8 protein-coding genes and 3 riboswitches are annotated in these 13,641 nt (G+C 41.2%); of the genes, 1 reads left to right on the top strand and 7 read right to left on the bottom strand.

The genetic code is table 11. The annotated features are described in order from the left end of the window. Positions 1–361: 361 nt before the first annotated feature. The 6 genes from glyA to HNR53_RS16595 form a co-directional block, all read right to left on the bottom strand. Positions 362–1,630, bottom strand: a complete 1,269-nt coding sequence (glyA, locus tag HNR53_RS16620) for a serine hydroxymethyltransferase (RefSeq protein WP_184528047.1) — start codon at positions 1,628–1,630, stop codon at positions 362–364. Positions 1,631–1,834: 204 nt separating this feature from the next. Then, a riboswitch (glycine riboswitch) is annotated at positions 1,835–1,937 on the bottom strand. 169 nt (positions 1,938–2,106) lie between these two features. Then, positions 2,107–3,495 (bottom strand): amino acid permease, encoded by a 1,389-nt coding sequence (locus tag HNR53_RS16615; RefSeq protein ID WP_184528045.1) that lies wholly within the window; start codon positions 3,493–3,495, stop codon positions 2,107–2,109. Positions 3,496–4,594: 1,099 nt separating this feature from the next. Continuing rightward, a riboswitch (glycine riboswitch) is annotated at positions 4,595–4,672 on the bottom strand. 3 nt (positions 4,673–4,675) lie between these two features. Beyond that, a riboswitch (glycine riboswitch) is annotated at positions 4,676–4,778 on the bottom strand. 361 nt (positions 4,779–5,139) lie between these two features. Continuing rightward, a complete protein-coding gene (locus tag HNR53_RS16610) occupies positions 5,140–5,730 on the bottom strand; it encodes a cyclodeaminase/cyclohydrolase family protein (protein ID WP_184528043.1) in 591 nt (196 codons plus the stop codon). A 293-nt stretch (positions 5,731–6,023) separates the two neighbouring features. Continuing rightward, on the bottom strand, positions 6,024–6,947 hold the full coding sequence (locus HNR53_RS16605; RefSeq protein WP_184528041.1) for a hypothetical protein: 924 nt from the start codon (positions 6,945–6,947) through the stop codon (positions 6,024–6,026). A 215-nt stretch (positions 6,948–7,162) separates the two neighbouring features. Then, complete coding sequence (locus HNR53_RS16600) at positions 7,163–8,818, bottom strand: leucine-rich repeat domain-containing protein (RefSeq protein ID WP_184528039.1); 1,656 nt, start codon at positions 8,816–8,818, stop codon at positions 7,163–7,165. Between the two features lie 245 nt (positions 8,819–9,063). Then, entirely contained in the window at positions 9,064–10,635 is a 1,572-nt protein-coding gene (locus HNR53_RS16595) for an IS200/IS605 family accessory protein TnpB-related protein (RefSeq protein WP_184528037.1), read from the bottom strand. A gap of 554 nt (positions 10,636–11,189) precedes the next feature. Here HNR53_RS16595 and HNR53_RS16590 point away from each other — a divergent pair. Further along, positions 11,190–11,711 (top strand): zinc-ribbon domain-containing protein, encoded by a 522-nt coding sequence (locus HNR53_RS16590; RefSeq protein ID WP_221452364.1) that lies wholly within the window; start codon positions 11,190–11,192, stop codon positions 11,709–11,711. Positions 11,712–11,847: 136 nt separating this feature from the next. On the opposite strand, the gene HNR53_RS16585 is transcribed toward HNR53_RS16590, so the two are convergent. Continuing rightward, positions 11,848–13,173 (bottom strand): MFS transporter, encoded by a 1,326-nt coding sequence (locus HNR53_RS16585; RefSeq protein ID WP_184528033.1) that lies wholly within the window; start codon positions 13,171–13,173, stop codon positions 11,848–11,850. Positions 13,174–13,641 lie beyond the last annotated feature (468 nt).

Genomic DNA, 13,641 nt, shown 5'->3' with positions numbered 1-13,641 from the left:
TCTATAATTAATTTCATTATCGCGCTATAATTTTCGAAAAATTACTCTGTTAATTTTTATTATTGATATAAGTCTTGTTTGTATGAGGTTTTTACTAGGATATAAGTAACACAGTGAAGCCAAACACACAGAACAGATGAAGGATCAACAACAATTATCTGCTCAAGTCCTTCTCTCTGGTAAAAATCAGGGGGGCGGCAGAACTGCTCCCCTGTTTTAGTTTTAACATTCCTACAATAATAAATGCTAAGAAAGGTCGATTGGACAAATTTTGACCAGCAGCAAGCATTGAAAACCAATCATGATTGGAATTTTTGAGGGAAACGCAGGAACCGCCCCCTCGTTTTCCGACTGGCATGATTTAGGAAAACGCGAGAACCGTCCCCTTGTTTCCTTTTTGGAATAGTGGAAATGCCTGGCAAATGGTCTTCGTTGTTTCTTTTGCTCTAGCTAAAACGTCTTGGTCTCCGTTGCTTTTTAGCACAGCAGCTATGATTTGACCGATTTTTACCATTTCCTCCTGCTTCATGCCGCGGGTGGTTAAAGCCGCTGTTCCCATACGGATACCGCTTGTTACAAATGGGCTTTGCGGATCAAATGGGATCGTGTTTTTATTGACCGTAATTCCAGCTTCTTCTAATAGCTTTTCTGCTTCTTTTCCTGTTAGGTTCCATGGACGTAAATCTAAGAGGACAATATGATTATCCGTACCGCCGGAGACGAGGGTTGCGCCTTCTTTCTTTAATGTTTCGCCGAGCGTCCAAGCGTTATCGATGACTTGCTGGGCATATTCCTTAAAACTTGGCTGCAAGGCTTCATTAAATGCCACCGCTTTCGCTGCAATGATGTGCATTAACGGTCCGCCCTGAATTCCCGGGAATACAGACTTATTAATCGCTTTAGCAATCTCTTCATCGTTTGTTAAAATAATTCCGCCGCGCGGTCCTCGCAGTGTCTTATGCGTTGTGCTTGTCACGACATCTGCATATGGAATTGGTGATGGATGAAGACCCGCGGCAACAAGTCCGGCAATATGAGCCATATCGACCATCAGTTTTGCTCCAACTTGATCGGCAATGGCGCGAAAACGAGCGAAGTCAATCACCCTTGGATAGGCACTTGCACCGGCAATAATTAATTTAGGTCTTTCTTTTTGCGCTAGTTTCTCCAGCTCATCGTAATCAATTAATTGCGTATCTTCGCTTACCCCATAGGACACAATCTCAAACCATTTCCCTGAAACGCTTACAGGACTTCCGTGAGTTAAGTGCCCGCCTTGTGAAAGGTTCATCCCCATCACTTTATCACCAGGCTGAAGCAAGGCGAAGAATACGGCGAAATTGGCTGTTGCCCCTGAGTGCGGCTGAACATTGGCGTACTTGGCACCAAACAGTTTGGTTAAGCGGGCAATCGCTTCTTGTTCTGCGACATCGACGAACTCGCAGCCCCCATAGTAGCGCTTACCTGGATAGCCCTCCGCATATTTATTTGTCATCACACTGCCCATTGCCTCTAGAACATCTTCGCTGACGAAGTTTTCTGATGCAATCAACTCCAGTGTTTGATGTTGACGATTTCTCTCTTTTTCAATAGCCTCAAAAATAGCTGCATCATTTTGTTGTAATCCCATGTTAAAATTCCTCCCTCTTGGTTACGAACCTGCTTTTTGCTGAATACCATGCAACTACCTTTTTTGTACACAAAAAAGGACAGAAAAGGGCAGCCAGCGTTCTCTACCCTTCTCTGTCCTTTTACCTGAGAGTTTAACTCTAGTGTTCCTAGAGTCTTCCCCTTTGGTGGCGTACGATTACAGTGTTCGCTCTCTCCAGAGGTGCGTCCAGTTGTGGTTCTATCTACCTGAGAGATTGGTTCCAAGGGTCTTTTTGGAACTTGCTCCTTCGGTGGCTTTTTGCTTTGCGCTCTCCCACAACCGTCATCCGCTCTTATTGTATTTTCAATTTTTAGATTAGTACGAAAGTAAGTGGATGTCAATCTCTTTTCTTTTTTTAATAAAAATTTCCATTTCACATATATGGATGAAGTTCACCCATATATGTTATAGCAAAATATCTTCATCATTATTGCCCGTTTATTGACGGATATATTTCACCCTAACATTTCCTCTTCCTCTTCTGATTGTTCGGCCTGTTTCCCATTTGCTTTCCGTGTCTTATAAACAGCAATCAGCATAATAAACCAGACAGGGGTGACAAATAGGGCTACTCGGGTATCTTCCGCAAGAGCGAGCACGACAAGGACAAACGCTAGGAAAGTCAGGATTAAATAATTGGAAAACGGATAAAGCGGTAATTTAAATTTATTCACCTTCGCCAGCTCGGGTCTTGTTTTACGGTATTTCAAATGGCTGACGACCGTAATCCCCCAAATAAAGATGAAACAAACCGTAGAAATACTGGTAATCAGTGTAAATACTCCTTCTGGCATCACATAGTTCAAAATAACAGCGGCTAAAATGACAGCAGCTGAAAAGAACAATGCATTGGACGGGACCTTCCGTTGATTCAATTTTGCCAGCTTCACAGATGCATTCTTATCTTTTGCCAGTGAATAGACCATCCGGCTTGTACTAAAGATAGCACTGTTACATGCAGAAGCCGCAGAGGTGAGAACGACAAAGTTAACAATACCAGCGGCTGCCGCAATACCGACGGCAACAAAGACTTGAACGAATGGGCTTTCCGTTGGAATGATGGAGTTCCATGGATAGACACTCATAATGACAATAAGGGCGCCAATGTAGAAAATTAAAACCCGAATCGGAATACTATTGATGGCTTTTGGGATAACCTTTTCCGGATCTTTCGTTTCACCTGCAGTAAGTCCTACCAGTTCAATGCCAACAAAGGCAAATACAACCATTTGGAAGGAGAGAATAAAGCCATTCATGCCATTTGGAAGCATGCCGCCATGTCCCCATAGATTGGTGAAACTAGCCGGGCCTGAATTGGTCGAAAACCCTTTGATAATCATAAAAACTCCGACGACAATTAATGTGACAATCGCGATAACTTTAATTAACGCGAACCAGAATTCCATTTCTCCAAAAAGTTTCACAGTGGCCAGGTTCATACATAATAAAATGACAAGCGCGATTAATCCCGGCATCCACTGCGGTACACTAGGAAACCAATACTGAGTATAGAGACCAACGGCTGTTAAGTCTGCCATGGCGATGGAAATCCAACAGAACCAGTAAGTCCAGCCTGTTATAAATGCTGCCATATCACCTAAATAATCTCTGACAAAGTCTACAAAAGAGTGATAATTCAAATTGCTTAATAACAGTTCCCCGAGGGCACGCATGATTAAAAAGCAAATGATCCCTGTAATCAGGTAGGCAAATAAAATGGATGGTCCAGCTAAATGAATCGATTTACCGGCTCCAAGAAATAACCCTGTTCCAATTGCGCCGCCAATAGCAATGAGTTGTACGTGCCTGTTTTTCAGGCCTCTTTCCAGTTTCTGTTCCTGCATCGACTTCCCTCTTTCCACTTTAGAGTTTTAAGAATTTTTTATAGATTTGAATCTGGATAACTAGTTTTCATTAAATTGCCGTCTCTACCATCACCTCCTTAAAGTGGGACAGGGGGACAGGTCCCTTGTCCCGTTTGTTGGGACCTTCTATTAGACAGCTTTTCTGATTCCCTGGCTCACCCTGTCCTTTTGGAGCCTTCTATTAGACAGCTTTTCCCGTTTTCTGGCTCATCCTGTCCTTTTGGGGCCTTCTATTAGACAGCTTTTCTGATTTCCCGGCTCACCCTGTCCTTTTGAGGCCTCCTATTAGACAGCTTTTCTGATTTCCTGGCTCACCCTGTCCTTTTGGGGCCTTCTATTAGACAGCTTTTCTGATTTCCCGGCTCACCCTGTCCTTTTGAGGCCTCCTATTAGACAGCTTTTCTCGTTTCCCGGCTCACCCTGTCCTTTTGGGACCTTCTATTAGACAGCTTTTCTGATTCCCTGGCTCACCCTGTCCTTTTGGGACCTTCTATTAGACGGCTTTTCTGATTTCCCGGCTCATCCTGTCCTTTTGGAGCCTTCTATTAGACAGCTTTTCTCGTTCCCTGACTCATCCTGTCCTTTTGGGGCCTTCTATTAGACAGCTTTTCTGATTTCCTGACTCATCCTGTCCTTTTGGGGCCTTCTATTAGACAGCTTTTCTGATTTCCCGGTTCAGCCTGTCCTTTTGGGGCCTTCTATTAGACAGCTTTTCTCGTTTCCTCGCTCATCCTGTCCTTTTGGAGCCTCCTATTAGACAGCTTTTCTGATTTCCGGGCTCTCCCTGTCCTTTTGGGACCTTCTATTAGACAGCTTTTCTGATTTCCTGGCTCATCCTGTCCTTTTGGGGCCTTCTATTAGACAGCTTTTCTCGTTTCCCGGCTCACCCTGTCCTTTTGGGACCTTCTATTAGAAAGCTTTTCTCGTTTCCTGGCCCATCCTTTCCTTTTAAGGCCTTCTATTAATGGATTCACTCCGTTTCTTATACCCAAGTAAAACCCCTTCACGCGATAGACATAAGGCTAAATCCAACAATGAAAGTTAACAAAAAAAGGACAGAAGAAGGGTAGATTCCCTTCTCTGTCCTTTTACCTGAAAGATTCTCCCGCAAAATAGCGGGTCCCCTTTGGTGGCAATAAATTTGCACTCTCCAGAGCTGCGTCCGATATTGGTCCTTTTTACCTGAGAGTTTGTTTCCAATGGTCTTTTTGGAATTTTCTCCTTCGGCGGCGATAGGCATCGCTCTCTCCCAATATCATCAATCGCTAGTTATGTAGTTTTGTTTGTTTAGATTAACATATTGTCATAAATTCCAAACCATTCGTGTAACATTATCTAACATGATATTTTGTATCCACTAAATTGTTTAATGGTTTGATAACCTCGCCTGATATAATTCCTCTAATGTGAACCGCTTACATTCATTATATTGTAAATATTCTGAAAGATAAATACATTTTTTTAAAATTATTTAAATTTTTTTGCAAAACAAGGGGACGGTCCTCCTGTTTCCCTAATTTATTCCAACAAAGGGACAGGGTGACAGGTTCCCTGCCCCATATTGCTTAAACAGGACAAAGTACCTGAACCCGTGTCCCTACAAGGAACAGACCCACAAATCGGTTAGCTCTCGATTATCTCAATAATACGCTTTCTGGTTTCAACACAATTTCTGCATCTTTCACGAATAATGGTGCGGGTATTTTCTTTATAGATTTCATCCTGCAATAGCAAAAGATTGGATTCCACTCCAAGTTTTGCAGAAACAGCAGCCGCTTCCGCCATATAGGCACTGTTCGCCAGCTCCCCATAAACCTTCTTACTGGAACGATGAATGAATCGCTCGGTCTGGGTTAATATAATCTCACATTTTGCTATTAAAGAAACAAATGTATCTGTTGCATTTTTCATGGCAACTTCATACTTACCAGGGGAATCCTCCTTGCATTTAGTTAAACGAAGCACCTCAGCAAGTTTCTCCATATCCTTCGTTGCAAGCGAAAGACATTGATGGCGTGTTTCTTCAATAGTATGTAACGATATCGGCAGGTCTTCCCCGCCCTTCTTTATTGTCGCTTTACAAGACATCTCCAAAATAGCTGCCGCTATAGCCGCTACCATGGCGATAGCGCTTCCGCTTGCGGGACTCGGGAAGTCCGGTGAAGCCAATTTTTCAAGAAATTCATCCAATTCCATATGCCCGGCACTTTCCAAATCAATCTTCTCCTTCTGATAAGAAGTATGGGGTTTTACCTCCCGGAGTGGTGCTTCCCTTCCAAATTAAGAAACGATCCCTAAAACCATCACGAAAAACAAAATAGGAGTATTATAGGAGTAGTATGCCCAAAGGCGGCAACTTTTTTGCGAAGGTAGAGGAAGGGGCGACGGGACAGGTTTCTGGCCATGCTGCAGAGGCGGTACCTGTCCCCGTGTCCTACAACTGGAAGTAATTAGGGAAACGCGAGAACCGTCCCCATGTTTTGCCCATGTTTTGAAAAACCCCTGCATTAAAAAGGCTGCAGGGGGTTGTTGTTTAGTATGTCTTCTACTTCTTCAAAGCCTGTTGGAAATGCGTAGTTGTAGCGGGCCGGGAGTGCAAAGACATAGTTTGTATTGCGGCCGAGTTCTTTTGGTCCGATAGGTGCTGCACCAATATGAAATTCCTCATTTTGCATAGAGTTCCACTGGGCAACGGTGAGGATCATGATCGGAATATCCTGACGCGGGTTTTCACTGGTCCATTGCGGATGTCTGATTAGAATAATAGGACCGGTTGCTGCAACCCCTTGCTCCTCGGAACCACTGATGCTCATTCCCTCCCAGGAATCATTCACAATACTGTATCCCCGCCAGGTTTCTGGTAATGTAAAATTAAAACCATACTGGGTGTTCTTATAGACAACTGCATTTGTTTCTTCTGCTCTGGCTTCCAGCGTCACTTCGTTAATCAGCCAGTTCCCATTTACTTTTTTTACAATAAGAGAAATTGCCTGTTTGGCAGCGGCTCCCCCTTTTTCCTCCTCCACGCTGGTTATTTCAATGATTTCACCTTGCACTTTATATTCATTTTTCGTTGTCTTTTCAATAGCACTTATCTCTATCCTATCCGGCCATGGGCTTGAGACCATCCGTCCCGGTGCCTTTTGCGGATTCTTTTTCCATTCTTCAAGAAGTGCTGGGGCCACAAAATCAGCATAGTTTTCCTCTAAGCTCTTGACCAAAACGTCCTGCGGGGCGAGCAGCGAAACGTTTTGCAATTTCCCGCCGAATTTCTTTACCAGGTTTTTAATCATTTCCTGGTCAGTTTCAACATTTTGCTGCGGCTCCTCCTTCTGCGGTTTTTCATTCTGAGAAGTCTTTACACTGTTTGTACAGCCAAATAGGAAAGCGCTTACTATTAAAAGGACGACCAATACAAGAATTCTTTTCATGCTATTCCCTCCAGTGTGAAACAGGGGTCGGTTCTCCTGTTTCCCTCATTTACTCCAATGGATTGTTTGAAAGCGATGATGATCCGGGTAAGCCCACTTCTTCCATATCTTTAATTCCATTTTGTCACTAACTGGAAAGGGAAGCAAGCGTCCCTCCCCATAGTTCATAATTTATTCCCTATGCAAGGACGAGGCCTGCCCCCTCGTCCCACCTTTTAATAAAAAACGATTACTTCGCGTGCATTTAGATCTTTTATTACGTCTTGCGATTCTGAATTCAGTTCATTATCTGTTAAATTAATATAAATAAGATCCGGGTGTTGGCTTAACGGAGTGATATCGCTTATTTTGTTGCCGGATAAATAAACATATTGCAGCTTGATTAATTTGCTTAAGGAGCTGATATCGCTGATTCCGGTTAAGGATAAATCGAGCTTTGTAAGATTGATTAAGCTGCCCAATGCACGGATATCATCTAATTCATTTCCACCTAGACTCAAATCCTCAAGCTTGGTTAAACTGCTTAAGGCACGAATATCACTAAATTCGTTGACACTTACATTTAATGTTGTAAGTTTAGTTAATCCACTTAGGGCGCCGATATCATTTATTTTATTAATATCAAGACGGAGGGCGTAAAGATTGGTTAGGCCCCTTAGAGCACGGATATCGCTTATTTGATTGCCGGTTAAAGCAAGATCCTGCAGGGTGTTTAATCCGCTTAATGCGCTGATATCACTGATGTTGTTATAGGTTAAATTAAGCGTATAAAGAGTGTTGAATTTGCTCAAAGCACTGATATCGCTTATACCATTGGCAGCTAATTTAAGATCAATCAGTTTGGTCAATCTGCTCAAAGCACTGATATCGTTTATACCGTTAGCGGATAAATTGAGCGCATGAATCTCTGTTAAACCGTTCAAAGCACGAACATCACGGATGCGATTGTAGGATAAATCAACAATTTCAAGCTTGGCCAATCCAGCTAATGCACTGATATCACTAATCTGATTGAAAGGTAAATGAAGCACTCTCAGCTTGGTTAACTCAGTTAATCTACTAATATCACTGATTTCGTTTTCACGTAAATCAAGATACGTTAGATTTTTCGCATGTTCAATCCCTGATACACTCTTAATAGCATATCCTTTGGCTTCAATTTTATTAATGCTGCTCATATCGGCAGCTGTGATGTTTCCCGCTGGTTTGTTGAGTGTTTCTCTTATCACCTTTTCAAAATTTTTATCAGAAAAATAAACCATTCCCGCGCGAAAAGATGGCTCCAATGTTCGTGCCATAAATGCCGAAAACTGTCCGCGAGTCACCGCTAGATTAGGGCGATACGTCCCATCCGCATATCCGCTGGCAATTCCATTGGCAGACACATTCAAAATAGATTGATAGGCGGCAATTTTGGCAGTGATATCGGAAAAACCATTCACATTCCCCTGTGTTAAGGAAAATGCCCGGTTCAAAAAGATCGCCATCTGCCCACGGGTGACAGAATCGTATGGGCGGTAGGTTCCATCCGCATATCCGCTGATAATCCCTTTTTCAACAGCTGCCGCAATATATCCTGAGCCCGTCACATACGCCGTGACATCCTTAAATTTCGTATTCCTTGGTTCACCGTTTAAGTTCAAAGCACGGCCGAGCATCATGGCTGCTTGTGCCCGGGTGACTGTTATATTCGGTTTAAATGTGCCATCCGCGTAACCCGAAATCACTCCCTTTCCTGAGAGATAGAGAACCTCATCATAAAAAGTATAGCTTGCTGAAACATCCTTAAATCCACTTGCGGCTTGACCATTAATCGGAGTAACAAGACCCATGACCAACACAAAAAGGACTAAACTCGTTAACTTCTTCATTAGACTTCCTGGTTACAAAAATCTATTAAAAACTATTAAAAGTTTTCAAATAGTCACGATTCGCCCCCGAACCAAGAAAAAGGGACATGCCCTGACGATTCTCACATCACTCCGTCAGGAAAGGACTCGAACCCTTGTCGTGAACCTACTGTCCAGGACGACCTGCGGTGCTCTGTTAGAGCTGGCGATTGCGAAAGACCATTCCTTCTATTGGTCAGACTTCCGCAAGAATTTTGTAATCAGGATTACACCTCCTTTAATTGTAATTCTTGGTTCTTGACAAGAAATGTTTTGTGGATGACATTCCATAGTTTCCAACTATGGTTATTTTTAAAGTCCTCTATGTTTTTTAACAATATGGCTATCCACTTTCTCCTCTGTTTTCCATGGGTTGATTGTTTCTCGGATTCTTCCATTGACCCAAGAATTTGAATCAACATAGGCTTGACTAAAGAGCGGAGTTGATGGATGAGTTCCTTCGGAATTTTTTCTTCAAAACCTAGACCTCTTCTCCCAATCACGAATGAAGCAGCCTCATGAACGGACAGGCCATACATTTTGGAATACTTGAATCGACCAATCACCGACGTATAGGCTGGGTTGACCTTTTTTATTTTGAATCCATATTTCAACCCTCTGGAAATAAGAGCCTTTTGCATCTTATTTTTTGCGAAAGAATGGACAAGACGATTAAACCTCTTATTTGTATCTTGGTCTTGTTTAAACTTAAGATCTTCTAATACAAAGGCTCCAACATTCCATTGTAATAAATAGGAAATGACCTCTTTTGCGGTTTCTCCCGCAATATTAGTCCTTCTATTCCTTTTTACATACTCCATTTCATGGCAATAGAACGTTTTAGACTCCAAGAAACGACCTTCTTTTGTTAATATTGTAACGGCAATTCTGTCAATGTTAACATCAATCCCCGCCATCCTATCAGATGTGATTTTTTCGCTCCATGTTAATTCGGAACCAAAGGTTTTAAGGTCATACGTGAGGTGAACATAATATTTTTTCCCTTTTCGTTTGATTTCAATGGAGTATACTTGAAATTCCTCTATATCTTTTCCTTTCGGCGTTGTTCCGACAACATTTGGGAGAACGATCTGGATGATTTCCGCAAAATATTTATCCGGAATATAGACTTGAAAACGAAGCCGAGGACTATTTTTCGCCTCTTCCTTTTTCAGAAGAGGGTTAGCCACTTCCAAATAAAATTGGTTTTCTGCTTCATCCCACACTATTCTTGTGTTTAAATTTCCCTTCTTTGATCGATCCCCACGGGAGTATAGGGTATTCGCACGAAGTTCTTTCCATTCTTTTGATGAAATCTGATTCTTCAATCGATGATAAAAGTTTTTCTTGCCTCCGAAAATAACCGTTGGAATGGTTCCCTGTTCGTCGTGTTTTAACAGGACAGATTCCTTCTCTTGAAGTTTATCTAGACGAGCTTGTAAACCGACTAAACAGGTATCGATTGGAACTTTCTTTGGTCTTTTTTTACCTGTTTGATAATCTTCCATTTTTCGAACGGTTTTTTGAATTTTCGCCTGCACTCCCTCTAAACGGATAGGCAGCAATTCTTTCTGGCTTGTGAAAACAGCTTGGGCTTGCAAAACAGCATCTTCTGCGTATCGCTTGTTTAAACGAAACTTTTGTTGAACGATTTTGATGACATCGCCAAAGTTTTCTCCTTCTAATAAACGATTAAAGGAAAATCGCAAAGCCGAGCACCAAGTTCTCATCAATTCATTGAGATGACCGATTTCTTCATTATGATTCGTTTCTAATAAACAGATTCGAGTGATTTTCATCGTAAACACCTCGTATACTGGTTTTAATTTATCATAACGAATATATGTTCGATTTACAATGAGAACTAACGGAGTTTTTTTGAATGTTTTGTTACAATTTAGTAGTTTTTTTGAAGCAGTTACAACCTCCTTTACTACAGTATATTCCCAAATAATGGAGAAACGTAGGGGTTTCTTGATATTTCACCAATTTTTACCATTTCCGTTTAATATGGGATAAATCTTTCTATCAGCTTGAAGAGAATGGCATGAGACAGAGAATTGGTTTCAATAGAAATTTCGATGAGTGATGAATTAGAGGATATTCTATTGTAAAAATACTTTACGGGAAATGTACGTTATGTAAGCCTAACACCATTGGAAAATAGAGTACTATACTCTCGAACTAGTTAACTGGAATATATTAGGGAAACACAAGAACCGTCCCCATGTTTCGAGACGGAACCTGTCCCTTTAAGCCCCTTTTCATGATTCTATAAATAGACTAAAATAAAAACCACAACCATGTGACATCTGTTGGAGTATGCATCGTTTCGATGTTCAGAAAAGGAGAAATGGGTATGGCATTTTGTTCAAATTGCGGTGAGCAGATAGATAGTACGAAGCCGTTCTGTGCGAGTTGTGGGGCGAGGATTGATCAAGACTATGCTTCACGTCAAAATAAATCGAGCATATCAGATAGGAATTCTTCAGACTCCAATAAAATAAAGTTTAAGAGAGTCAATTGGCGTGTGTATTTTTTGTCTGGTTTGGTTCTTTTACTTGCTGCTATTTATTTGATTTTTGACCCTTTTAATAAGGATGTGGCATTTGCAAAATGGGGTGAGCTGACAAAACAAGAAAAGGTAACTCTTGTGACTGATTTTATGCAGGAGAATTATCCGGATATATCCACACCAACTGCGGCCGAAATTATTCGTTATTGTAACTTGCTTTACAAAGACGCTGGGGATAAAAATGAAGCAATTTCCTCCATTTTGTCTGAGTTTGTAGAATTAGATAAAGAGAAGCGTATTGCGGCAATTGCCGCATTATCGGGGGATATTATCGAGGACGAATCCAGGAATGATGAATAGGGTGGGGGACAGAGGGTTCCCTGTCCCATGTTGCTTGAACGGGACAAGGGACTTGTCCCCGTGTCCCTTATCGCTCTCAAACTATCATTTGGAATTAATTAGGGAAACGCGAGAACCGTCCCCCTGTTTCTATAAATCAATCATCCAAGTCCCTGCCCGTTCTATCTTTCGTAAACGCCATGGCAATTAAGGAGATGAAACCAGCCACAATAATAAATAGCCCAACTGGGATATAGCTATTATTGTATTTTGCCAGTAAAGCAGTTGCGATAAGCGGCGCTGGACCACCCACTAAAGCGGCTCCGATCATATAGCCTAACGAAATCCCTGTATAGCGAATATTTGCACTGAAACTTTCTGCGAATAATGCTCCTAAAACGGCTCCGAACATTGGCCATATAATACCAAAACCAATGACAATCGCTATTGTTAGCGCAAAAGTAGTTTTTAATGAAATTAACCAGAAGTAAGGGATAGCATAGAGTATAATGGCGACTGTACCAGCGACATACATCTTTTTCCTGCCGATACGGTCTGAAAGTGCACCAGAGATCATCATAGCTGGGATCGCAACAATCGCAGCAATTAAAACAGCGTTCAATGCAACTGTTTTATCATATCCTACCGTACCAACGGCATAGGAGATTGTAAATGTTGCAAAAATAAAGAATGTAGACGTTTCAATAAACTTAGCACCAATTGTTGTTAATACAGCTTTCCAATGCTTTGTAAGTGTTTCAAAAAGTGGAACTTTTACCGTTTCTCCAGATTCAGCAACCTTTTGGAATGAAGGGGTTTCACCAATTCCTTTTCGAATCCATAAACCAAAGACAACGATGAAAATACTAAGGATGAATGGTATTCTCCAGCCAAAGCTTAAAAATTGCTCTTCAGTAAGAACAGTTGTTAAAACGGATGAGAAAAGGGATGCTAAACTTAAACCAATCATCGCACCGATCTGCGGAATACTTCCGTAAAAGCCACGTTTCTTTTTAGGTGAATATTCAACCGCAAGTAAAATACCGCCACCCCATTCACCACCAAGTGATAGTCCTTGCACAAGCCTTAATGTGATAAGTAATACTGGTGCCCATAGACCAACTGTTTCATAATTTGGTAAAAGCCCCATGGCAACAGTCGAAAATCCCATCAACGATAAAGTAATAATAAGCGTTTTCTTACGGCCAATCTTATCTCCAATATGACTAAAAATAATGCCGCCAATCGGACGAACAAGGAACGCTAACGCAAAAGATACATAAGATAGCATCATACTAACATAGGGATCAGCGCTTGGAAAAAAGAGCGTATTAAAAACTAAAGCGGCCATCGTTCCATATAGGAAGAAATCAAACCACTCTACCGAGCTTCCAACCGCACTCGCAATCAGCGCTCTCATTCTAGTCTTTTTGTCTATTAAATCCTCTTTAGCCACTTCAGATTTATTGCTAATTGCATTCATGCAAAACTCCTCCTTTTTAATAAAGATCCAAACTACCAGACTTCAATACATCGTTACTTTTCAAAAGATCGTTTTCATAATAACTAGAAAAATAAGTAGAATACCTAGAGAGCATTAGAATCAATATAAATACCGGTTTTTTACATTAATTCTAAGATGATTTTAATTTATATCTTAGAATTGCACAATGTATTTTTTGAAAATAATTAATATTTAAATTATTTAATTTTCTTTTCTAAAAAAAACCTGATAAAACTGCTATTTCAGTAATGTTTTATAGCGAATATAAAAAATAAAAAAGGAAAAACATGGATACCATTACTTTTTTTTATTATATCGAAAATATTTTTAATATATTTAATTTCCCCATAGTTATTATTTGTTTTGAGCTCATGGGGACAGAGGGACAGGTTCTCTGTCCCCTGCTGCTTGAACGGGACAAGGGACCTGTCCCCGTGACCCGCCGAG

Source organism: Bacillus benzoevorans, assembly GCF_014207535.1.
In the GTDB taxonomy this organism is placed as follows: domain Bacteria; phylum Bacillota; class Bacilli; order Bacillales; family Cytobacillaceae; genus Bacillus_BD; species Bacillus_BD benzoevorans.
Note: the sequence above shows the minus strand (reverse complement) of the source record. Positions and strands in the feature narration are given on the sequence as shown.